The sequence below is a fragment of the Nocardioides sp. dk884 genome, from assembly GCF_009557055.1.
GTDB lineage: Bacteria > Actinomycetota > Actinomycetes > Propionibacteriales > Nocardioidaceae > Nocardioides.
Window position 1 is genome coordinate 3,674,494 of sequence record NZ_CP045649.1, and the last position, 21,681, is coordinate 3,696,174.

The following is a 21,681-nucleotide window of genomic DNA, read 5'->3' on the forward strand; positions in this document are numbered from 1 at the left end:
GCCGCCACGTGCAAAGCCCGCCCGGGCTGTCGTGCGACGAGGGGTGGAGGCGGGGTCAGTCGCGCTCGAGCTCGACGTACGGCGCCACGTCGAAGCGGCCGTTGGTCTGCAGCTCGACGAGCTGGATCCCGACCGGGCGCCCGTCGCGGTAGGTGATCAGGCTGATCTGGGCCGGTCGGCGGATCTTCGAGCCGATCGCGACGGCGTACGCCGCCCCGCCGGTGGTGCCGGTGGTGTAGCTGTAGCCGACCGCGCCGTTCTCGCCGACCACGCGCTCGGGCCCGACGTCGACGTGCAGGTGGCCGCCGACCACGAGGTCGACGCAGCCGCGCCGCAGCGCCTCGTCGCCGAGGTTCGCGTCGTGCACCAGCATCGTGCCGATCGGCTCGCCGTCCTCGACGGCCTCGCAGGCGGTGTCGGCCAGACGGGAGGCGACCTCCTCGAAGCTGAGCCCGCTCTCCTCGCGCCAGCTGCCCAACCCGCTGGAGCGCGGGTCGTCGACCCCGAGCATGGTGGAGTCGCCCGGGCCCTCGACGACCTCGCCGTCGAGCATCTGCCAGCCGTCGGAGACCAACCGGTCGCGGACGAAGTCGCCGTGGTCGTGGTTGCCGGCGACGCCGAAGCGCTGGTCGTCGTAGGGCTTCTCGTCGAAGGCGGCGCTCAGGGAGTCCAGCGAGAAGCCCTCCCACTCCGCCCCGGTCGAGGTGTCGTCACCGGCGTTGAGGACAGCCGTCGCGCCGGCCGCGTCGCCCACGGCGCGGGCCACCGCGTCCATGCCGATGTTGTCGTGGCGGTCCGCGACCAGCAGCGCCACCGTCTCCTCCGCGTCGGGCTCGCGCAGGTCGAGGTCGGCGGCGGCCTCCTCCGCGGCGGCGTAGAAGGCCTTGCTCTTCTCATAGGTCTCGACGGCGCTCTCCAGCAGCCGGCGGGTCTGGACGGTGGTCACGTCACCGCGCACCTCCAGGCTGGCCGCCTCCGCGGGGACCGGCACCTGGGAGCCGAGGAAGGTGCCCAGCGTCATCCACTGGTCGGTGTCCTCGACCGGGCCGTCGTCCTGCCACGGCGTCCACAACCCCAGCACGAGGGCGCCGGTGGCACCCATCGCCACCGCGCCCTGCCAGGTCGGCACCCGGCGCAGCAGCTCGCGGCGCCGCCGCGGGCCCACCAGCAGCCACACCCCGATCGGGATCGCCGCGAGCAGGGCGCCGCGCACCGCCGAGTCGACGGCCAGGTCGACGACCGTGGAGGTCAGGCGGGCGCGCACGCCCTCGGGCTGGCTGGCGAGGTAGCCGTAGCGCTCGAAGAGCGCGTCGGTGGAGGCGGCGTCGGTCTTGCCCAGCCGCAGCTCCATCCCGATGGGGCTGCCGGAGTCCAGGCGCAGGTCGGGCAGGACCGGGCCGGTCAGCAGCACCACCTCACCGGAGAAGTCCGGGGTCAGCACCGCGTCGTGGCTGGCGACCGAGACCGCCTTCGAGCTGCCGAGGAACTGCGCCAGCGCGAGCGCGAGCGCGAGCACCAGCCACACCGCGACGTACGCCGCGACCACGAGCGGTCGCGGGCGCCGCCGGGCGTTGCCGCCCGGCGTGCCCTGCTCCGCAGCGGTGCCCGGAGCGGTCAGGTCAGCGTGTGGCACGCGCCTCGGCGACGGCGTAGAGGGTGACGCTCGCAGCGACACCGGCGTTGAGCGACTCCAGGGAGTTGGCCATCGGGATCGAGACCAGCTGGTCGCAGGTCTCCGCGACCAGGCGCGAGAGCCCCTCGCCCTCGGAGCCGACCACCACGACGAGCGGACCCTCGGCGAGGCCGTCGGGGGCGACGAGCTCGCGCAGCGTGATGTCGCCGTCGGCGGCCAGGCCGACGACCATGCAGCCCGCCTCCTGGTAGGCCTTGATCTGGCGCACCAGGTTGACGGTCTGGGCGACCGGGATCCGGGCCGCGGCGCCCGCGCTGGTCTTCCAGGCGGCGGCGGTCATGCTGGCCGAACGGCGGTCGGGGATGACGACGCCGTGGGCACCGAAACCGGCGGCGGAGCGGATGACCGCGCCGAGGTTGCGGGGGTCGGTGACGTGGTCGAGCATCACGATCAGCGGCTTCTCGACGTTCTCGGCCGCGAGGTCGAGCAGGTCGTCGGCGTGGGCGTACTCGAAGGCCGGAACCTTCGCGGAGATGCCCTGGTGGACCGCGACGCTGGTGATCTTGTCGAGCTCGGAGCGCGCGACCTCGAGCAGCGCGACGCCGCGCTCGGCGGCGAGGCGGAAGATCTCGCGCAGGCGCGCGTCGCGCTCGGCGCCCTCGGCGACGTACACGCCGATGACCGGGACGCCCTCGCGCAGCGCCTCGACGACGGGGTTGCGCCCGACGATCCACTCGGCGTCACCGGAGGACTTGCGGCGCGGACGGCCGCCCTGGCCGCCGGAGCGCTCGGCGCGCTTCGCGTCCTTGTGGGCCTTGTGGTAGGGCCGGTCCTTCGCCTTCGGCGTCGGCCCCTTCCCCTCCAGGCCTCGGCGCACGCGACCACCGGAGCCCACGGTCGGGCCCTTGCTGGTCTTGCGGATCGCGCCCTTGCGCTTGCTGTTCCCTGCCATCAGGCGAGGCTCCACTTCGGTCCGTCGGGTGTGTCGGTGACCTCGACGCCGGCCGCCTTGATCCGGTCCCGGATCGCGTCGGCGGCGGCGAAGTCCTTCGCCGCGCGGGCCTGGGCCCGCTGCTCGAGAAGGCCGGCGACGAGGACGTCGACGGCGTGGGTGAGCTGGTCGTCCTGGCCCGCGGGGGCGCCCCAGGCGGGGTCCGCGGGGTCGAGCCCGAGCACGGCGAGCATCGCGCGGACCTCGGCGGCCTTCGCGCGCGCGCCGGCCTCGTCGCCGGAGCCGAGCAGCCGGTTGCCCTCGCGGACCGCGTCGTGCAGCGTCGCGACGGCCGCGGGGGTGCCGAGGTCGTCGTTCATCGCCGCGGCGAACGCGTCGGGCACGGAGCCGCTCTCGGTGTCGGGCATCCGCTCGAGGAACCCCTCGACGCGGCGGAAGCCGGACGCGGCCTCCTCCAGCGCCTCGAAGCTGAACTCCACGTGGCTGCGGTAGTGCGCGGCGACGAGGTAGTAGCGCAGCTCGATGCCGCGGAAGCGCTGCAGCACCGCGGGGATGGTGAGGCTGTTGCCCAGCGACTTGCTCATCTTCTCGCCGGCGGTGGTGATCCAGGCGTTGTGCATCCAGTACGACGCGAAGTGCTGGCCGGCCGCGCGGGACTGGGCGAGCTCGTTCTCGTGGTGGGGGAAGCGCAGGTCGACGCCGCCGCCGTGGATGTCGAAGGCGCTGCCGAGGTACTTGCCGGCCATCGCGGAGCACTCGATGTGCCAGCCCGGGCGGCCACGGCCCCAGGGGCTGGGCCAGGAGGCGGTCTCGGGCTCGGAGTCCTTGCGGCCCTTCCACAGGGCGAAGTCGCGGGGGTCGCGCTTGCCGCGCGGGTCGGCATCGCCGGCCGGCTCCATGTCGTCGACGCCCTGGCGGGTCAGCGCGCCGTACTCGGGCCAGCTGCGCACGTCGAAGTAGACGTCGCTGGAGCCGTCCTCGGCCGCGTAGGCGTGGCCGCGCTCGATGAGCAGCTCGATCAGCTCGACCATCTCCGGGACGTGCCCGGTGGCCAGCGGCTCGTAGGTCGGCGCGGCGACGTTGAGCGCGGCGTAGGCGGCGCTGAGCTGGCGCTGCATGTCGTAGGCGAGGTTGTACCAGGGGCGGCCCTGCTCGGCCGACTTCGCCAGGATCTTGTCGTCGATGTCGGTGACGTTGCGGATGAAGGTGACCTCGTAGCCGAGGCGGCGCAGCCAGCGCTGCAGGACGTCGAAGTTGACGCCCGAGCGCACGTGCCCGACGTGCGGCTCGGACTGCACGGTGAGACCGCAGACGTAGAGACCCGCCTTCCCCTCCTCGAGGGGGACGAAGTCACGGACTTCGCGGGTCGCGCTGTCGTAGAGCCTGAATGTCACCGGGCCAGTCTAGGGAGGCGGCTCCCCCGAGCCCGCATCCGTGCGCCGCCTGCGCCCCGTGGGCCCGGTCCGACTGACTGGTGTGACACGTGGGACAGGAGTGACGAGCCGTCGTATCGTGGCCGGGTGCGCCTTCCCCTCGCCGCCGCCCTGGTCACCGGCCTGATCACCCTCCCCGCGCTCGCGCCCGCCCCGTCCGCCTCCGCGGCCGACGGCGCCTCCGTGGCCGCCGCCTCCGCCGAGGCTCCGGCGGCGCGCAGCGCGGCTCCGGGGAGCAACGCGGCTCCAGCGGGCGCAACGCGGCCCGGCGGGTCGACCTGACCCGCTGGGCCACCCCGGCCGAGCTGGGCCGCGGCACGATGCACGGCACCACCGTGCACCGCGGCCGGGTCGTGCTGTCGCAGCCCTCGGCCACCCGGCGCCTGGGCGGCACGCGGTACGACGCGGGGACCTGGCTCTCGCCGTGGACCGCGCCCGGCTTCGACTACTCCGAGCTGATCGCCTCGTGGTCGGCGCGCACGCCCGCGGCGTCCCTGGTCGAGGTCAGCGTGCGCGGCCGGGCCCCCGACGGCACCCGCTCCAGCTGGGACGTGCTCGCCCGCTGGGCGGCGAACGACCAGCACCTCAAGCGCACCTCCCTCGGATCCCAGGACGACGACCTGGCCTCGGTCAACGTCGACACCTGGGTGGCACGCCAGGACGCCGGGCTGCGCTCGTGGCAGCTGCGCGTCACGCTGCTGCGCAAGTCCGGAACCGCCGCCAAGCCCAAGCTCGTCTCGGTCGGCGCGATGTCCTCGCGGCTGCCCAGCGGCACCGTGACCGCCTCCGCGCCCGGCAAGGCCCGCGGCGTGGTGCTCGACGTCCCGCGCTACTCCCAGATGACCCACCAGGGGCACTCCCCGCAGTGGGGCGGCGGCGGGCAGGCGTGGTGCTCGCCCACCTCGACCTCGATGGTGCTCGGCCACTACGGCCGGTTGCCGCGCCCGGCGGCGTACTCCTGGGTGGGGGCGGGGCACACCGACCCGTGGGTGGACCACGCCGCGCGGATGACCTATGACCACTCCTACCGCGGCACCGGCAACTGGCCGTTCAACACGGCGTACGCCGCGAGCCTGGCCGGGGACGCCTTCGTGACCCGGCTGACCTCGATGCTGCAGGTGGAGCGGTTCATCCTGGCCGGCATCCCGGTGGTGATCTCGGTGTCGTTCGGGCGCGGCGAGCTCGCCGGCGCCCCGATCTCCGCGACCAACGGCCACCTGCTGGTCGTGGTCGGCTTCACCGCCTCCGGCGACGTCGTGGTCAACGACCCCGCTGCCGGCACCCGCGCCGGCGTGCGCCGCACCTATGACCGCGGGCAGCTGGAGAACGCCTGGCTGCCGCGCTCGGGCGGGCTGGCCTACGTGATCCGCGACGCCGCCCACCCGCTCCCCTCGCCCTCGCCGGGCAACTGGTGAGCACTCCCCGCCGTCGCTGACGGGGGGGGGCGGGGTCGGCGCGCGTAATCGCGCAATTGCTGGGAAAAGTACCTACCAGCGGCCCGGGCCGGTGTTTTTCCCAGCAATTGCGGAGATACGTGCAGCCCGCAGCCTCCCGACTCCCGGCCGACCCGGCGAACGGGCCTCAGGCCTCCTCGAGCACCCGGACGCCGGCCTCGTGCCAGCCGGTCGCGCCGCTGGGGACGGGAGCGGCCTCGACGCCGGTCTGTACGGCGCCGGCGCGGTCGATCGCGCGCACCCGCAGCGTGTGCTCCCCCGGCGCGAGGTCGAGGGTGGTCGTCCACTGCACCCAGGTGTCAACGTTGGGCACCTCGGCGAGCGTGGTCGGCTGCCAGGCGCCGCCGTCGACAGCGATCTCGACGGCCGCGATCCCGGTGTGCTGGGCCCAGGCGACGCCCGCGACGCGGAACGGCCCCGGCGGCACCTCCTCGTTGCGCGGCACGTCGATGCGCGAGGCGATCTTCACCGGCCCGCGCTCGGCCCAGCCGCGCGTGGTCCAGAACGCCTCGACGTCCTCGAAGCGGGTGACCTCCAGGTCCACGACCCACTTGGTCGCCGAGACGTAGCCGTAGAGGCCGGGCACGATCGTGCGCACCGGGAAGCCGTGCTCCAACGGCAGCGGCTTGCCGTTCATCGCGACCGCCAGGAGCGCGTCGCGCTCGTCGGTGAGCGCCTCGATCGGCGTGGCGCAGGTCCAGCCGTCCTCGGAGGTCTGCAGCACCGCGTCGGCGCCGTCGCGCACGCCGGCCTCCGCCAGCAGGTCCGCCACCCGTACGCCGCTCCACCAGGCGTTGCCGACGAGCGAGCCGCCGACCTCGTTGGACACGCAGTTGAGCGTGATCCAGGCCTCCGTGGTCCGTCGGGCGATCAGGTCGCTGTAGGTCAGCACGACCTCGCGGTCGACCATCCCGTGGATGCGTAGCGTCCAGTCGGCCGGCTCGATGGTGGGGACCGCGATCGCGGTGTGGATCAGGTAGAAGTCGTCGGTCGGGGTGTGCCACGGCGTCACGCCCGGCACGTCCACCCGCACGCCGGGCGGCACCTGCGGCAGCGTGACCCCGGGCAGCTTGAGCAGCCGCCGGGTCTCCTCCACGTGGCGGCGCCCGCGCCCGATGCCGCGACCGACCGTGCCGAGGACCGCGGCGACGGCCGCCATCAGGCCGGCGCGCAGCAGGAAGGTACGCCGGGTGTGGTCGTGCACCTCCCCCGGAGTGGCGCTCTCGCCCCGCACCACGAACGGGTCACGGGCCGGCGCCTCGTGCGGCTGGGACAGCGCCGCGGCCGCGCGGTCACGGCGGCGCAGCGGGTCGGTGAGCAGCGAGAGGCAGACCAGCCAGGTCACCAGGCCGGTGGCGACGGGCACCAGGTCGACGGTGGTCGCGTTGTGCTGGGCCAGCACCGCCCAGGCGCCGAGCCCGGCCAGCACCGTGAACAGCACGGCCGGCGCCCACCAGGTGCGACCGGCCAGCCGGCCGGCCCACGCGAAGAGCGCGAGGAGCACCAGCACGATGACGAGCAACAGCACCGTCTTGTCGTGCACGCCGAGGTAGCGCACGGCGTACTCCGCGACCTTGCCGGGCGTCCAGACGATCACCCGCTCGGCGACCGCGACGACGGGAGAGTCGCGGATCGTGAGCGCCATCGCCACCGCGTAGCTCGTCGCCAGGCCGGCGACGCCGGCGACGATGCCGGCGATCGACCAGGTGCGGGATGTCGTCACGGGGCGATTGTGGCGCACGGCATGATCGCGGTGTGGACCACGCCCCTTCCTCCCCCGGCCCGTTCCCGTTCCGCACCGGCATCGGCACCGACGTGCACCGTCTGGTCGACGGCGTCGCGATGCACCTCGGCGGCCTGTCCTGGCCCGAGGAGGCCCAGGGCCTCGCCGGGCACTCCGACGCGGACGTCGCGGCACACGCGGCGTGCGACGCGCTGCTGTCCGCGGCCGGCCTCGGTGACCTGGGCTCCAACTTCGGCACCTCCGAGCCCGAATGGGCCGGCGCCTCCGGGGCCGCCCTGCTCGCCGAGACCGTACGCCGGGTGCACGCGGCCGGCTTCGCGGTCGGCAACGTCGCGGTGCAGGTGATCGGCAACCGCCCGCGGATCGGGGCGCGGCGTGCGGAGGCCGAGGCCGCGCTCTCCGCCGCCGTCGGCGCCCCGGTCAGCCTGTCCGCCACCACCACCGACGGGCTCGGGCTCACCGGCCGCGGCGAGGGCGTGGCCGCGATTGCGACCGCACTGGTGATGGCGACTCCCTGATCGCCGCGGGCCGCCCGCTCAGGCCGCGTGGGACCGCGCGGCGCCGAGCCGGAACCGGCGTACGACCAGGTCGGCGACGAACCGGTGCGCCCCCACGACGTCGGCCACGACCACGGCGCCCGATGCCTGCGCGACCGCGCGGATCCGGTCTGCGTCGGCGCCGGGCGAGAGCAGGTACGGCGAGACCGCGACCCGGCGCCGCAGCACCTCCTCGGGGCGCGGCCCCGGGCCGCTCAGCGTGGCCAGCTCGACCGGGCCGGTCCAGCTGTGCGCGAGCAGCTCGACCGCGCGCTCCAGGTGGGCGGCGATCCCGGGTCCCTGCGCGCCCAGCGCGACCATCACCACCGGCGTCCCGGGACGCGCGCCGGCGCGCACCAGCCGGGCCGCCTGGGCGGCGGCGATCAGCGGGTGCGGCCCCAGCGGCGGGACCGGCAGGTCGTGGGCGGAGGAGAGCAGCAGCGGGACCACGATGCTCGAGGGGTCCGCGGGGACCGGGCCGTAGGAGACCACTCCGGGGACGCCCAGCGTGTGTGCGGCCCGTGCGGTCACCTCGTGTGCGACCCGGTTGGGCGCACCGGTGGGCCGGGCGACTGTCACCAGTCTCATCGCGGACCTCCTCGAGCTCTCGTCGTGGTTTCCTCAGGCGGCGTCGTCCTGCTTGCGGGACCCGATCAGCACGACCCCCTCGACGACCTTCACGGCGTACACCGGCACCGACACGTGGGAGTCCTCCAGGCACCGGCCGCTGCGTAGGTCGAAGGCGTGGCGGTGCGCCGGGGAGGCCACGAACGGCACCTCGCCGCGTGTGCCGACGATGCCGCGGGCGATCACCGAGGCCTTCGCGAACGGGTCGTGGTTGCCGAGCGCGTAGACACGGCCGTCGGCGCACCGGAAGATCGCGACCGCCTGGCCGTGCACGAGGGCGGTCGCCCCGCGCTCGACCTCGAGCTCGGCGACCTGGCAGACCGGCTGCCACTCCTCGGCCGCGGAGGGACGCGGGGTCATCGTGGCGGGTCCGAGCGGGGGTGGACGAGCGGACTGAGCAGGGGCGGATGGGTCGGGGGGAGCGAGCACATGGGGCCTCCTTCGGACCCTGAACGTAGGACTGCCGTGTTCGGCGCCTGTTTCGCTATGTAACGGTCAGGAAAACCCTGTGGCGCGGTCCCCCCGCGGCCGAGGGGTAGCGTCTGCGCCCGTGAGCGACATGCCTACCTCCGCCGTCGTGGTCCTCGGGGCCGGGTCCGGGTCGCGCGTGGGAGCGGCGACCAACAAGGTCCTGCTGCCGCTGCAGGGCCGCCCGGTGCTGGCCTGGTCGCTGCGCGCCGCGCTGGACCTGCCGGGGGTACGCCGGGTGGTGCTCGTCGTACGACCCGGCGAGCTCGACGCGGTCTCCGAGAGCGTCGGCCGGCACCTCGGCGACCACGAGGTCGTGGTGGTGACCGGCGGCCCGACCCGGCACGCCTCGGAGTGGAACGCCGTGCGGGTGCTCGCGCCGTACATCGAGGCCGGGGAGCTCGAGGTGATCGCGGTGCACGACGGCGCCCGGCCGCTGGCCGACACCGACCTGTTCGCGGCGGTCGTCAGCGCGGCCCGCGTGCACGGCGGCGCGCTGCCGGTCGCACCGCTGTCCGGCCTTCTCACCACCGACCTGCGGGCCGTGCCGGGCGCGCTCGGGGGCGTCCAGACGCCGCAGGCGTTCCGGGCGCGCGAGCTGCTCACGTCGTACGCCGCGGCGGCCGCGGACGGCTTCGAGGCCACCGACACCGCCGGCTGCCTGGCGCGCTACAGCGACGTGCGGATCGCGGCCGTGCCGAGCGGTCCGCGCAACCTCAAGATCACCTTCCCCGAGGACGTCGCCCTCGCGGACGCGCTCCTGACCTGAGCAGCCCGAGGCGCCTCAGCGCAGCTCGCCGAGCAGGTCGCTGCCGTCCTCCTCGGGGCGGGTGAGCGCCTCGAGCACGCGGACGTCCTCCTCGCTGGTCACCCGGCGGGCGGTCGGCGGCGCCTCCACGGGCACCACGGTGTGCTCGCGGGCGAGGGTGTCGACGAGCGCGGCGAGGTCGTCGCCCGGCCAGTCCGGCAGCGCCGCGACGACGGAGGCCGGCAGCACGACCGGTGAGACCACCGCGAGCAGACCGGCGCGATCGACGGTCTCGCCGACGAAACCGGACTCGACGTGCTTGACGGTGTCGGTGACCGGGCGCACGCCCACCACGACGACGTCCTCCTCGACCGCCCGGGCCACGCACCCGGCGATGAACTCCGCCGGCGTCGCGGGGCAGAGCACGTCGTGCAGCACCAGGGGCTCATCGGCCTCCTGCACCGCCCACCACGGGGTGCCGAGGTCGAGGGCGGTCACCTGCGCCTCCCCCAGCCCCCACGACGCGCAGGCCACGAGCGCCTCACCGTGCAGCAGCGCGAACGGCAGCGCACCGCGCCCCTCGTCGAGAACCACCCCGAGCGCCGGCAGCGCCGAGGCGCGCCAGTCGTCGTCCACCTCACTCATGGGCCCCACCGTAGGGGCGGCATGGAAGCGAACGCCGACGGCCCCCGGGTTGCACCCGGGGGCCGTCGCGAGCCGGCCGCGACCCGCGTGGGGGTCAGCAGCCGGGGTGGATCAGGAGGCGAGCACCTCGTCGAGGATGGCCTCGGCCTTGTCCTCGTTGGTCCGCTCGGCCAGTGCCAGCTCGGAGACGAGGATCTGGCGCGCCTTGGCCAGCATCCGCTTCTCGCCGGCGGACAGGCCGCGGTCACGCTCGCGGCGCCACAGGTCGCGCACGACCTCGGCCACCTTCATGACGTCGCCGCTGTGCAGCTTCTCGAGGTTGGCCTTGTAACGACGCGACCAGTTGGTCGGCTCCTCGACGTGCGCGGCACGGAGGACGTCGAACACGCGGTCGAGGCCTTCCTTGTCGACGACGTCGCGAACCCCGACGAGGTCGAGGTTGTCAGCCGGGACGCGCACCACCAGGTCCTGCTGCGCCACGATGCGCAGGACGAGGTACTCCCGGTCCTCTCCCTTGATCTTGCGGGTCTCGATGTTCTCGATGACCGCGGCCCCATGATTCGGATAGACGACCGTTTCGCCGACGGTGAAAGACATATGTCAGGTTCCCCTTCCTAGGGAAGCAGTCTAACACGTGCCAGCGCAGACCCTGGAGACGTTTCCGCAGGTCAGCGTGCCAATGCACCCAATGGGAGGCTTGACAGGGCCGATCGGGATGTGGTGGAGACCATCTCGTGGGTTGGGACAAAACCACGAAAACCGCTGGTGAAAGCGGTAGTTACACCTCCTCGCGGGGGCCGTGACTGATACTGCCGGACATGGCGAAACCCATGCCCTGGCAACGACGCCGGACGGCGACGGAGGCACGCGAGACCGACCCCGGGCCCGCGCCGAGCCACCCCACGGCTCCGGTCGCCGCGGACGAGCCGCCGGCCGCACCGCAGCGCCGACGCGTCGCCGACGCGACCCCGCTGCTGCTGCTGCGGGCCGCGCACGCCAAGCAGGGCGTGCTCACCGCCGCCGGCCTGGCCGCCGCGGCAGGGATCAGCGGGCGCCCCGGGCGCGAGGTCGGCGTCGTGTTCGCGACGGTCCTGGTCGGCCAGACGATCCTGGGCTGGCACAACGACCTGGTCGACCGCGACCGCGACCGGCGCCACGACCGGCCCGGCAAGCCGGTCGCGCAGGGCCTCCTCGACCCGGGCACCGTCTGGTTCGCGCTGCTGTGCGCGGTGCTCCTGGTGGTCCCGCTCTCGGTGGCCACCGGCGTACGGGCCGGGCTGTTCTACCTGGCCTCGCTCGCCGTCGGCATGCTCGCCAACCTGGTGCTGCGTCGCGGCCTGCTGTCCTGGCTGCCGTGGGCGCTCTCCTACGCCCTCTACCCGGCGTACCTCTCCTATGGCGGGTGGGGAGGCGCCGACACCGGCTCGGCGCCCGAGCCGGTGATGGTGGTCCTCGCGGCGTTCCTCGGCATCGGCGTGCACCTGCTGGTCTCCCTGTGGGGACTGGTGCCCGACAACGCCGACGGCTGGCGCACCCTGCCGCTGCGCCTCGGGCTGCGCCTGGGGGCCTCGCGGCTGCTGAGCGTCACCAGCGCGTATCTGCTGCTCGTCCTGGTCGCCCTGGCGGTCGTGGGCGCCCAGGTCGGGCTGGCCCGGTAGCGCCCGCGCACCACCCCGCTCACCACGGGACGACCCGGGCGAGCCGGGGCGCGGACGGGCGATAGGCTGTGGGCGTTCTGCCCGCTCGACCACGAAGGCATCCGAATGCACCTGCGCCGCAAGCTCACTCTCGCCGTGAGCGCCACCGTGCTGGCCGTCCCCGTCCTCAGCTCGTGCGGGTTCGACTACGCGACCGACCGGGTCTACACCCCGGCCGCCGGCACCAACAACCGCGACGAGGACGTCGACGTCGTCGGTGCCGTGGTCGTCGCGGCCCAGCCCGGCAGCGGCACCTTCGTCGCCGGCCTCTCCAACAACGACCCCGACGAGCCGCGCACCCTGGTCTCCGTCGCGGGCGAGGGCGTGAACCTCAAGGGCCTCAAGGACCTCGAGATCCCGCCGCGCGGCTACGTCAACCTCGCCGACGAGGACGTCCACGTCGACGGCGAGGTCGCCGCGGGCGGCTACGTCACCCTGCAGCTGGAGTTCGACACCGGCGACGCCGTCGAGCTCAACGTCCCCGTCGTGACCAACTGCGACGAGTTCGAGGGCATGGACACCTCCGTCCAGACCGGCAGCGGCGAGGAGCTGGCCGAGGCCTACTCCTGCGAGTTCCCGCACTCCGAGTCCGAGGGCGAGGCCGAGCACTGATGGGCGCCACGCTGATCCTGCTGCGCCACGGCGAGAGCGAGTGGAACGCCAAGAACCTCTTCACCGGCTGGGTCGACGTGGCCCTGACCGACAAGGGCCGCGGCGAGGCCGAGCGCGGCGGCGTACTCATGCGTGAGGCGGGCCTGCTGCCCGACATCGTGCACACCTCCCTGCAGCGTCGCGCGATCACCACCGCCGCGATCGCGCTGGACGCGTGCGACCGCCACTGGATCCCGGTGAAGCGCTCGTGGCGCCTCAACGAGCGCCACTACGGCGCGCTCCAGGGCAAGGACAAGAAGCAGGTCAAGGACCAGTACGGCGAGGAGCAGTTCATGCTCTGGCGCCGCTCCTTCGACACGCCTCCCCCGCCGCTGGACGACGCCGACGAGTTCTCCCAGGTCGGCGACCCGCGCTACGCCGACCTCGGCGCCGAGATGCCGCGCACCGAGTGCCTCAAGGACGTCATCGACCGCTTCCTGCCGTACTGGGAGAGCGAGGTCGTCCCCGACCTGCGCGCCGGTCGCACGGTCCTGATCGCCGCGCACGGCAACAGCCTGCGCGCGCTGGTCAAGCACCTCGACCAGATCAGCGACGAGGACATCGCCGGGCTCAACATCCCCACCGGCATGCCGCTGCGCTACGAGCTCGACGACGACCTGCGCCCCACCGTCCGCGGTGGCGTCTACCTCGACCCCGAGGCGGCCGCCGAGGCTGCCGCGGCGGTCGCGAACCAGGGTCGCTGACGACCGACGCTCCCCGAGCGCGCACGACACCGCGAGGTAGTTCGTGACGTGAGGGACTGTGGATGACGTTCTCCACAGTCCCCAACGTCACGAACTACCTGCTGGTGGGGCTCACACCTCCACCGACCGCGGGTCCTCCCCGGTGACGACGAAGACCACGCGGCGGGCGATGGAGACGGCGTGGTCGGCGATGCGCTCGTAGTAGCGCCCGAGCAGGGCCAGGTCGACCGCGGCCTCGACGCCGTGCGGCCAGTCCTCAGCCAGCAGCTGGGTGAAGCTCTCGCGGCGCAGCCGGTCCATCTCCTCGTCGGCGCGGCCCAGCGCGATGGCGGCCTCGACGTCGCGGCGGGCGATGACCTGGCGCACCTCGCTGACCATGGTCTCCGCGACCTCGGCCATCCGCTCGATGGTGGGGCGCACGTCGTCGGGCACCGCCACGTGGGGCACCCGCAGCCGGGCCACCTTCGCGACGTGCACCGAGAGGTCGCCCATCCGCTCGAGCTCGCTGACCATCCGCAGCGCGGACACGATCGTGCGCAGGTCGCCGGCGACCGGCTGCTGGAGCAGCAGCAGCGAGAACGCCGCCTCCTCCACCCGCTCCCGGGCCGCGTCGATCACCTCATCGGCGCTGATCACCCGCTCAGCGACGGCGGCGTCGCCGGTCAGGAGGGCCACGGTGGCGTCGTGGACGGCTGTCTGCACGTCGTCGCAGATGTTGGCCAGGTCGGCGATCATCCGGTCGAGCTGGTCATTGAAGAGATCACGCATGAGCCGACCGTAGCGACTGCAGGTGACTGCTCGGGGTGACCTCGTGAACGCCAGGTGAACGTTGCGAAGCCGCGGCGTACGCGGCGACCGCCGGCCGCGGGTCGCCGTACTCTTGTCCCGTGGACCCAACGACCCAGGCGTTCCTCGCCGCCGTCATGGGGGCCATCGTCGCCGGCGGCGCCGTGCTCGCCTGGCACGTCAGCGACCGTCAGCAGCGCCGGGTCACCCCGGCCGAGGAGCCGTTGGTCCCGCCGGGCGTCGCCACCGTGCTCTCGGTGCTGCGCAGCAGCGCGGTCGTGGTCGACGAGACCGACGTGGTCCTGAAGGCCTCCGCCCCGGCGTACGCACTCGGGCTGGTGCGCGGGCACCGGCTCGCCTCCGACGAGCTCGCCGACGTGGTGCGCCAGGTCCGCCGCGACGGGGAGATCCGCGACACCGAGCTGGTCATCGAGCGGCGCGGCGCCCCCGCCCGGCACGTGACGGCCCGGGTCGCGCCGCTCAGCCCCCGCCTGGTGCTCGCGCTCGTCGAGGACCGCACCCGCGAGCGCCGCGTCGAGGCGGTACGCCGCGACTTCGTCGCCAACGTCAGCCACGAGCTGAAGACCCCGGTCGGCGCGATCCGGCTGCTCTCCGAGGCCGTCACCCACGCCTCCGACGACCCCGAGGCGGTGGTCCGCTTCGCCTCGCGCATGCTCACCGAGAGCGACCGGCTGACCGCGCTGGTGCAGCAGATCATCGAGCTCTCCCGCCTGCAGGCCGACGACCCGCTCGAGGCGCCCTCGGTGGTCGACCTCGACGACGTGATCACGGCAGCGGTCGACACCAGCAAGATCGACGCGGAGTCGCGCGACATCCGGGTGCACACGCGCGGGACGCCGGGGCTGCAGGTCTTCGGCAGCCAGGAGCAGGTGACCGCGGCCGTCACCAACCTGGTGGCCAACGCGATCGCCTACTCCGAGCCCGACTCCTCCGTGGTCGTCGGGCGCAAGGCCACCGAGGACGGCACCGTCGAGGTCTCGGTGGTCGACCAGGGCATCGGCATCCCCTCGCACGAGATCGACCGCATCTTCGAGCGCTTCTACCGCGTCGACCCGGCCCGCCACCGCTCCACCGGCGGCACCGGTCTGGGCCTGTCCATCGTCAAGCACGTCGCCGCCACACACGGAGGAGAGGTCCGGGTGTGGTCCATCGAGGGCCAGGGCTCCACGTTCACCCTGACCCTCCCCCAGCACTTCGGTGCCGAGAAGAAGCAGGAGGACCGCCCGTGAGCCGGGTACTCGTCGTCGAGGACGAAGAGAGCTACAGCGAGGCACTCGCCTACATGCTGCGCAAGGAGGGCTTCGAGGTCGCGGTCGCGGCCGACGGGCACGCCGCCCTCACCGAGTTCGACCGCAACGGCGCCGACATCGTGCTGCTCGACCTGATGCTGCCGGGGCTGCCGGGCACGGAGGTGTGCCGCCAGATCCGGGCCACCTCCAACGTCCCGGTGATCATGGTCAGCGCGAAGGACGACGAGGTCGACAAGGTCGTCGGGCTCGAGCTGGGCGCCGACGACTACGTCACCAAGCCCTACTCCCCCCGCGAGCTCGTCGCCCGGATCCGCGCGGTCCTGCGCCGCGGCCAGGAGCCGGAGGCGGCCTCGACGGCGCTGGAGGCGGGGCCGGTGCGCATGGACGTGGAGCGTCACATCGTCACCGTCGACGGCGAGGAGCAGCGCCTGCCGCTCAAGGAGTTCGAGCTGCTGGAGATGTTCCTGCGCAACCCCGGCCGGGTGCTCACCCGCGGTCAGCTGATCGACCGGGTGTGGGGCTCGGACTACGTCGGGGACACCAAGACCCTCGACGTCCACGTCAAGCGGCTGCGCAGCAAGCTCGAGCCCGACCCGAGCAACCCGCGCTACCTGATGACCGTGCGCGGGCTGGGCTACAAGCTCGACCTCTGACCCCTCCCGCCGAGTCGGCGCGTGTGGTTGCGCGAGTCGGCGCGTGTGGTTGCGCGAGTCGGCGCGTGTGGTTGCGCGAGTCGGCGCGTGTGGTTGCGCGAGTCGGCGCCATTGGTTGCGCGAGTCGGCGCCATTGGTTGCGCGAGTCGGCGCTTGTGGTGTGCCCAGTCGGCGCTCATGGCGTCGTACGCCGGGGAGGGGCGGGATCTCGCACTGCGGTGTCCGTAATCCGCGCGACCGGAAGGCTCCTGCGTTCCTAGGATCGTGCGGTGCGCACTCCTCTCGACCGATCTGCCGCCTCCGGCCCCCGCGACACGCCCGCCGCCGACACCGGCGGCGCCGGCGGCGCCGCGACCGCGCCCGGCTGGCTGCCGCTGATCGCAGTCGCCGTGACGCTGCTCTGCTGGGCCTCGGCGTTCGTGGCGATCCGCCACCTCGCCGACGACTTCTCCCCGGGCGCGCTGTCGTTGGGTCGCCTGCTCGTGGGCGCGGTCGTCCTCGCCGCGGTCGCGCTGCCGCGCGGGCTGCCCCGGCCGACCGGACGCGAGTGGGTCTCGATCGTGCTCATCGGCGTGCTGTGGTTCGGCATCTACAACGTCGCGCTCAACGAGGGCGAGCAGCGCGTCGACGCCGGCACCGCCTCGATGCTGATCCAGGTCGCGCCGGTGCTGATCGCGCTGCTGGCCGCGGCATTCCTCGGCGAGCGGTTCACGGCGTACCTCGGCGTCGGCCTCGCGCTCGCCTTCGCCGGCGTCGCGCTGATCAGCCTGTCCTCCTCCGAGGGCAACGAGCGCGACCTCGTCGGCGTACTGCTGTGCCTGCTCGCGGCCGGGGTCTACGCGATCAGCCTGGTGCTCCAGAAGCCGCTCGTCGCGCGGCTCTCGGGCCTGCACGTCACCTGGCTGGCCTGCACCGTCGGCGCGATCTCCTGCCTGCCGTTCGCCGGCCAGCTCGCCGGCGAGGTCGCCGACGCCCCGCTGAGCTCGGTGCTGTGGGTGGTCTACCTCGGCGTCTTCCCGACCGCGATCGCGTTCAGCACCTACGCCTACGCGCTGTCGCACATGAGCGCCAGCAGCCTGGGTGTCACGACCTACCTGGTGCCGCCGCTGACGATCGTGATGGGCGTGCTGTTCCTCTCCGAGGCACCCCCGACGATGGCGTACGCCGGCGGCGCGCTCACCCTGGTCGGCGTCGCGGTCGCCCGGCGCAAGCCGCGTACGGCGGCCGCTGAGCCGGCCAGGACCGCCTGAGCAGCGGAGCCGCCGCCATTGGCGCCGACTCGGCGCGCCATTGGCGCCGACTCGCGCAACCACAAGAGCCGACTCGGCGCGCCACAAGAGCCGACTCGCGGAGGAGGAGACCCGGGTCAGTCGGGGGTGTCGGCCTCGAGCCAGCCGCGGAACGCCTCGAGGTTGTGGGTGGGCTCGCCGCGCAGCTTGCGCCACTCCCACTCCTTGCGGATCGAGGAGGCGAAGCCGAGCTCGAGGATCGTGTTGAAGGAGTCGTCGGCGGCGCCCAGCACCGCGCCCAGCAGCCGGTCGAGCTCCTCGGGGGTGGCCGCGGCCAGCGGCAGGCGCCCGTCGAGGTAGATGTCGCCGTGGGTGTCGACGGCGAAGGAGACGGCGTACAGGCGCAGGTTGCGCTCGAGCAGCCAGCGATAGACCCGCTCGTGGTTCTCGTCGGGGCGCCGGCACACGAACGCGTGCACACCGAGCGCGTGCTCCCCGACGTCGAGGCGCACGGCGGTCTGGAGCTTCTTCTCACCCGGCAGCGCGAAGGAGAAGAAGCCGGGCCGGTCCTCGTCGTACTCCAGGCCGGAGGCGGCGAGGTGCTCGCGCACGACGCGGGCCGCGTCGGTGGCGCTCACGGGCCCGCTCACAGGACCGGCTCGCGCATCAGCGCCGACGCACGGCGGTAGACCTCGAGGGTGCGGCTGGCGGTGGCCTCCCAGGAGAACTCGCGCGCCTGCTCCAGCGCGCCGGCCTCCAGGCGGACCCGCAGGTCCTCGTCGAGCACCCGCGTCAGCGCGTCGGCCCAGCGGGCCGGGTCGTGGCCGTCGACGAGCAGCCCGCTGTGCCGGTCGCGCACCACGGTGGTGAGTCCCCCGACCGCGGCGGCGACCACGGGCGTACCGGTGGCCTGCGCCTCGGCGGCGACCAGGCCGAAGGACTCGTTGTAGGAGGGGACGGCGACCGCGGTGGCGGCGGCGTACCAGCGCGCCAGCTGGGGCTGGGTGACCGGCGGGACGAAGCGGACCACGTCGTCGATGCCGAGCTCGCGCGCGAGCGCGGCCAGCGACTCGGGGCGCTCCAGGCCGGTGCCGGAGGGGCCGCCGACGATGGGGACGACGAGGCGGGCGCGCAGGGAGGGCGCGCGCTCGAGCATGATCGCCACCGCGCGCAGCAGGACGTCGGGGGCCTTGAGCGGCTGGATGCGCCCGGCGAACAGCAGCACGTGCGCGTCCACCGGCAGGCCGAGCTCACGGCGGGTGGCGATGCGGTCCAGCGGCCGGAAGACGCCGAGGTCGACGCCCGGGTGGACCACCTCGACCCGACCGGCGTCGGCGTCGTAGAGGTTGATCAGCTGCTTGGCCTCGAGGTCGGTGTTGGCGATCAGCATGTCCGCCGCAGCGACGACCTGCTCCTCGCCGATGATGCGGGCCGTCGGCTCCGGGGTGTCCCCGGCCGCCAGCGCGTCGTTCTTGACCTTCGCCATCGTGTGCATCGAGTGCACCAGCGGCACCCCCCAGCGGTCGCGAGCGAGCGCCCCGACCTGGCCGGAGAGCCAGTAGTGGGAGTGCACGGCGTCGTAGTGCCCGACCGGCTTGACGGCCTCGGCGCGCATCACCTCGCGCGCGAACACGCACAGCTGCGCCGGCAGCTCGGCCTTGGTGAGGCCCTCGAACGGGCCGGCCGGGACGTGGTGCACGCAGATGCCGTCACCGGCGGTGACCAGCGGCGGCAGGGTCGAGCTCGTCGCGCGGGTGAAGATGTCGACCTCCACGCCCTGGCGAGCCAGCCGCCGGGCGAGCTCGATGACGTAGACGTTCATCCCGCCGGCGTCACCGGTGCCGGGCTGGTCCAGCGGCGAGGTGTGCAGACTGATCATCGCCACGCGCCTGATGTCGTCGCGAGTGTCCTCCACGCCTGTCCTTCCTCGGGGTCAGCGGTCCATCGGGGCGAACGTCCGAGGCCGCCCACAGATTCCCGACGTCCCATGATCCGGGAGAGCCCACGCGGCGCCGTCACCGGCACCACTCTGCGAGATGTCCGGCAACGTCCGCGCGAAGTCGACAGGGTTACTGCACAATGGTCGGGTGAGCACTTCGAAGAACGCCGCCCCCCGTACCGCCGTCGTCACCGGCGCCAGCAGCGGCATCGGCGCCGCCACGGCGCGCACGCTGGCCGCCGCGGGCTACCACGTCTACTGCGCGGCCCGCCGTGCCGAGCGGGTCGAGGAGCTCGCCGCCGAGATCGGCGGTACGGCGGTGGTCTGCGACGTCACCGACGCCGCGTCCGTCGCCGCGCTCGCCGAGCGGGTCGGCGGCCGCCTCGACGCGCTGGTCAACAACGCCGGTGGCGCCTTCGGCATGCGCCCGGTCGCGCAGGGCGACAGCGAGGAGTGGCGTCGGATGTACGACGTCAACGTGATCGGCCTGATGCAGGTCACCCGCGCCCTGCTGCCCGCGCTGATCGCCAGCGGCGCCGGCGCGATCCTCAACGTCGGCTCGACGGCCGGGCGGAGAGCCTACGAGGGCGGCGCCGGCTACACCGCCGCCAAGCACGGCACCAAGGTCGTGACCGAGACCCTGCGCCTGGAGCTGTTCGACCAGCCGGTGCGGGTCATGGAGATCGCGCCCGGGATGGTGCGCACCGAGGAGTTCTCGCTGGTGCGCTTCGACGGCGATGCGGAGCGGGCCGACGCGGTCTACGCCGGCGTGGCCGAGCCGCTGGTGGCGCAGGACGTCGCCGACGCGATCGGGTGGATGCTCACCCGTCCGGCGCACGTCAACATCGACGAGCTGGTGATCCGCCCCCGCGCCCAGGCCGCACAGCACAAGGTCCACCGGGTCGGCTGAGCGCGAGCGCCACCACGACGATCAGCGCGCCCGCGGCGGCGTCCACGACGTAGTGGTTGGCGGTCACCACGACCGTCACCGTGGTCAGCAGCGGGTGCAGCAGCCAGAGCACCCGCCACCTGCTGGTGGTGAGGGTCATCAGCACCAGCGCGAGCAGCAGCGCCCAGCCGACGTGCAGGCTCGGCATCGCGGCGTACTCGTTGGCCAGGCCGGCGAACGGGCCGCCGCCGTACACGCTGGTGCCGGCCCTCTGGCCGGTGTCGACCATCCCGGAGGCCTCCAGCAGCCGCGGCGGGGTCACCGGCCACACGATGTGGATGACCATCGCGGCCGCCGTGGCCAGCACCAGCGCCCGCTTGGCCCAGTAGTAGACCTCGCGGCGCCGGACGTAGAGGTAGACCAGCACCGCGATCGTGACCGGGAAGTGCACGAGGTAGTAGCGATCGGCGAGCCCGACGAAGTGCTGCACGCTGAGCGCCCACGCCTGCATGGACGCCTCGTCCGGCATCTGGAGCAGCTCCTGGAAGCGCAGGATGGCCAGCGCGTTGTCGTCGGCGGAGGCCACCCGACCGGTGGCGACCACCCGCCCGAGGTTGTAGACGCCGAAGAGCACCAGTACGGAGACGACCTCCAGCGCTGCCGGTCGCAGCACTCGGAGCGCGACGGCAGACCGAGGGACGCGGATGTCGGTACTCACCACCTTGAATTGTGCCAGCACCCACCCCCTAGGGGTGAACTGGTTTGGCTGTCTCGGCGAGTCTTCCGCCCACTGCGTCGAGTCCAGCACGGTGCGCGCGTGCGGGTGGCACACTTCCGGCGTGCAGACCATCGGAATGATCGGCGGCATGAGCTGGGAGAGCAGCGCCGTCTACTACGAGGCTCTCAATCGCGGCGTCGAACAGCGGGTGGGCGGGCTCGCCTCGGCACGCACGGTGCTGAGCTCGCTGGACTTCGCCGAGCTCACGGCGCTGCAGCGGGCCGAGCGCTGGGACGACGTCGCCGTCGTCCTGGGCGAGGCCGCGCGGGGCGTGGAGCGAGCCGGCGCGGACTTCCTCTTGATGTGCACCACGGCCTTCCACCGAGTCGCGGAGCAGGTGGAGGCGGCGATCGACATCCCGCTGCTGCACCTGGCCGACCCGGTCGCCGCGGCCTGCACGGCGCAGGGGGTCACCTCGGTGGGCTTCGTGGGCACGTCCTTCGCCATGTCGGGCTCGTTCTTCACCGACCGGCTGGCCGCGCAGGGCCTCACGGTGCACGTGCCGGACGTTGCGCGGCACGCGGAGATCGATCGGATCATCTATGAGGAGCTCGTCCACGGGCGGGCGCTGGACTCCTCGCGCCGCACGCTCGTGCAGGTGATCGACGAGCTGTGGGACGCCGGCGCCGGCGGGGTGATCCTCGGCTGCACCGAGCTCGAGCTCCTGGTCAAGCAGGCCGACGCGGACGTCCCGCTGTTCCCCAGCACCACGCTCCACGTCGCCGCGGCCCTCGATCGGGCCCTGGCCTGACTCACGGGGCCTGATTCACGGGGCCTGATTCACGGGGCCTGACCCGCCCCCGCCCGCCGCGTCACGGACGTGGCGGGCGGGGCGGGTCGGCGA

The 21,681-nt window shown here is 73.4% G+C and carries 24 protein-coding genes; 12 read left to right on the forward strand and 12 right to left on the reverse strand.

Features of this window, described 5'->3' with window-relative positions; genetic code table 11:
• Window positions 1-55: 55 nt before the first annotated feature.
• Genes GFH29_RS17540 through cysS form a run of 3 tightly spaced genes read right to left on the reverse strand, consistent with a single transcriptional unit; the run spans window position 56 to window position 3,979 of the window.
• Window positions 56-1,633, reverse strand: a complete 1,578-nt coding sequence (locus tag GFH29_RS17540) for a metallophosphoesterase (protein WP_228387579.1) — start codon at window positions 1,631-1,633, stop codon at window positions 56-58.
• On the reverse strand, window positions 1,620-2,585 hold the full coding sequence (rlmB, locus tag GFH29_RS17545; protein WP_153325053.1) for a 23S rRNA (guanosine(2251)-2'-O)-methyltransferase RlmB: 966 nt from the start codon (window positions 2,583-2,585) through the stop codon (window positions 1,620-1,622). Before rlmB ends, GFH29_RS17540 begins: the two co-directional genes overlap by 14 nt.
• On the reverse strand, window positions 2,585-3,979 hold the full coding sequence (cysS, locus tag GFH29_RS17550) for a cysteine--tRNA ligase (protein ID WP_153325054.1): 1,395 nt from the start codon (window positions 3,977-3,979) through the stop codon (window positions 2,585-2,587). The genes rlmB and cysS overlap by 1 nt, the downstream gene beginning before the upstream one ends.
• Window positions 3,980-4,105: 126 nt before the next feature.
• Here cysS and GFH29_RS17555 point away from each other — a divergent pair, with 126 nt between their 5' ends.
• Both GFH29_RS17555 and GFH29_RS17560 read left to right on the forward strand, forming a co-directional pair.
• Window positions 4,106-4,300: a hypothetical protein gene (locus GFH29_RS17555; RefSeq protein WP_153325055.1), complete on the forward strand. Its 195-nt coding sequence runs from the start codon at window positions 4,106-4,108 to the stop codon at window positions 4,298-4,300.
• 38 nt (window positions 4,301-4,338) lie between these two features.
• A complete protein-coding gene (locus GFH29_RS17560) occupies window positions 4,339-5,433 on the forward strand; it encodes a C39 family peptidase (protein ID WP_153325056.1) in 1,095 nt (364 codons plus the stop codon).
• A 166-nt stretch (window positions 5,434-5,599) separates the two neighbouring features.
• Here GFH29_RS17560 and GFH29_RS17565 read toward each other — a convergent pair whose 3' ends face one another.
• Window positions 5,600-7,195, reverse strand: coding sequence for a molybdopterin-dependent oxidoreductase (locus tag GFH29_RS17565; RefSeq protein ID WP_153325057.1), 1,596 nt, complete (start codon window positions 7,193-7,195; stop codon window positions 5,600-5,602).
• A gap of 32 nt (window positions 7,196-7,227) precedes the next feature.
• On the opposite strand from GFH29_RS17565, the gene ispF reads away from it, so the two are divergent.
• Window positions 7,228-7,734, forward strand: a complete 507-nt coding sequence (ispF, locus tag GFH29_RS17570) for a 2-C-methyl-D-erythritol 2,4-cyclodiphosphate synthase (RefSeq protein WP_228387580.1) — start codon at window positions 7,228-7,230, stop codon at window positions 7,732-7,734.
• 18 nt (window positions 7,735-7,752) lie between these two features.
• On the opposite strand, the gene GFH29_RS17575 is transcribed toward ispF, so the two are convergent.
• Window positions 7,753-8,340, reverse strand: coding sequence for a sirohydrochlorin chelatase (locus GFH29_RS17575; RefSeq protein ID WP_153325059.1), 588 nt, complete (start codon window positions 8,338-8,340; stop codon window positions 7,753-7,755).
• Window positions 8,341-8,373: 33 nt separating this feature from the next.
• A complete protein-coding gene (gene nirD / locus GFH29_RS17580; RefSeq protein WP_153325060.1) occupies window positions 8,374-8,739 on the reverse strand; it encodes a nitrite reductase small subunit NirD in 366 nt (121 codons plus the stop codon).
• 199 nt (window positions 8,740-8,938) lie between these two features.
• Here nirD and GFH29_RS17585 point away from each other — a divergent pair, with 199 nt between their 5' ends.
• A complete protein-coding gene (locus tag GFH29_RS17585; RefSeq protein ID WP_153325879.1) occupies window positions 8,939-9,616 on the forward strand; it encodes an IspD/TarI family cytidylyltransferase in 678 nt (225 codons plus the stop codon).
• Window positions 9,617-9,631: 15 nt separating this feature from the next.
• Here the strand turns inward: GFH29_RS17585 and GFH29_RS17590 are convergent, their stop codons facing one another.
• Together GFH29_RS17590 and GFH29_RS17595 are read right to left on the reverse strand one after the other, a co-directional pair.
• On the reverse strand, window positions 9,632-10,240 hold the full coding sequence (locus GFH29_RS17590) for a 2-C-methyl-D-erythritol 4-phosphate cytidylyltransferase (protein WP_153325061.1): 609 nt from the start codon (window positions 10,238-10,240) through the stop codon (window positions 9,632-9,634).
• A 111-nt stretch (window positions 10,241-10,351) separates the two neighbouring features.
• Window positions 10,352-10,837 (reverse strand): CarD family transcriptional regulator, encoded by a 486-nt coding sequence (locus GFH29_RS17595; RefSeq protein ID WP_153325062.1) that lies wholly within the window; start codon window positions 10,835-10,837, stop codon window positions 10,352-10,354.
• 221 nt (window positions 10,838-11,058) lie between these two features.
• Between GFH29_RS17595 and GFH29_RS17600 the strand changes: the two genes are divergently transcribed.
• From GFH29_RS17600 to GFH29_RS17610, 3 genes are all read left to right on the forward strand, one after another.
• Window positions 11,059-11,898, forward strand: coding sequence for a UbiA family prenyltransferase (locus GFH29_RS17600; RefSeq protein ID WP_153325063.1), 840 nt, complete (start codon window positions 11,059-11,061; stop codon window positions 11,896-11,898).
• A gap of 105 nt (window positions 11,899-12,003) precedes the next feature.
• Window positions 12,004-12,549 (forward strand): hypothetical protein, encoded by a 546-nt coding sequence (locus tag GFH29_RS17605; protein WP_153325064.1) that lies wholly within the window; start codon window positions 12,004-12,006, stop codon window positions 12,547-12,549.
• The gene (locus GFH29_RS17610; protein ID WP_153325065.1) at window positions 12,549-13,292 is read left to right on the forward strand and encodes a phosphoglyceromutase; all 744 of its coding nucleotides are present in this window, start codon (window positions 12,549-12,551) and stop codon (window positions 13,290-13,292) included. The genes GFH29_RS17605 and GFH29_RS17610 overlap by 1 nt, the downstream gene beginning before the upstream one ends.
• A 111-nt stretch (window positions 13,293-13,403) precedes the next feature.
• Here GFH29_RS17610 and phoU read toward each other — a convergent pair whose 3' ends face one another.
• A complete protein-coding gene (phoU, locus tag GFH29_RS17615) occupies window positions 13,404-14,060 on the reverse strand; it encodes a phosphate signaling complex protein PhoU (RefSeq protein WP_153325066.1) in 657 nt (218 codons plus the stop codon).
• 119 nt (window positions 14,061-14,179) lie between these two features.
• Between phoU and GFH29_RS17620 the strand changes: the two genes are divergently transcribed.
• From GFH29_RS17620 to GFH29_RS17630, 3 genes are all read left to right on the forward strand, one after another.
• Window positions 14,180-15,328 (forward strand): sensor histidine kinase, encoded by a 1,149-nt coding sequence (locus tag GFH29_RS17620; RefSeq protein ID WP_153325067.1) that lies wholly within the window; start codon window positions 14,180-14,182, stop codon window positions 15,326-15,328.
• A complete protein-coding gene (locus GFH29_RS17625; protein WP_153325068.1) occupies window positions 15,325-16,002 on the forward strand; it encodes a response regulator transcription factor in 678 nt (225 codons plus the stop codon). Before GFH29_RS17620 ends, GFH29_RS17625 begins: the two co-directional genes overlap by 4 nt.
• 269 nt (window positions 16,003-16,271) lie before the next feature.
• Window positions 16,272-17,252, forward strand: coding sequence for a DMT family transporter (locus GFH29_RS17630; RefSeq protein WP_228387581.1), 981 nt, complete (start codon window positions 16,272-16,274; stop codon window positions 17,250-17,252).
• A gap of 116 nt (window positions 17,253-17,368) precedes the next feature.
• On the opposite strand, the gene GFH29_RS17635 is transcribed toward GFH29_RS17630, so the two are convergent.
• Entirely contained in the window at window positions 17,369-17,869 is a 501-nt protein-coding gene (locus tag GFH29_RS17635; protein WP_153325069.1) for a YbjN domain-containing protein, read from the reverse strand.
• Between the two features lie 8 nt (window positions 17,870-17,877).
• Window positions 17,878-19,146 (reverse strand): D-inositol-3-phosphate glycosyltransferase, encoded by a 1,269-nt coding sequence (gene mshA, locus GFH29_RS17640; RefSeq protein ID WP_416224771.1) that lies wholly within the window; start codon window positions 19,144-19,146, stop codon window positions 17,878-17,880.
• A 172-nt stretch (window positions 19,147-19,318) separates the two neighbouring features.
• Between mshA and GFH29_RS17645 the strand changes: the two genes are divergently transcribed.
• Entirely contained in the window at window positions 19,319-20,080 is a 762-nt protein-coding gene (locus GFH29_RS17645) for an SDR family NAD(P)-dependent oxidoreductase (RefSeq protein WP_228387582.1), read from the forward strand.
• Here GFH29_RS17645 and GFH29_RS17650 read toward each other — a convergent pair.
• Entirely contained in the window at window positions 20,010-20,777 is a 768-nt protein-coding gene (locus GFH29_RS17650; protein ID WP_194288985.1) for a phosphatase PAP2 family protein, read from the reverse strand. The two genes, GFH29_RS17645 and GFH29_RS17650, sit on opposite strands and share 71 nt — an antisense overlap.
• Before the next feature lie 121 nt (window positions 20,778-20,898).
• Between GFH29_RS17650 and GFH29_RS17655 the strand changes: the two genes are divergently transcribed.
• Window positions 20,899-21,588, forward strand: a complete 690-nt coding sequence (locus GFH29_RS17655) for an aspartate/glutamate racemase family protein (RefSeq protein WP_153325072.1) — start codon at window positions 20,899-20,901, stop codon at window positions 21,586-21,588.
• The last annotated feature ends 93 nt before the right edge of the window (window positions 21,589-21,681 follow it).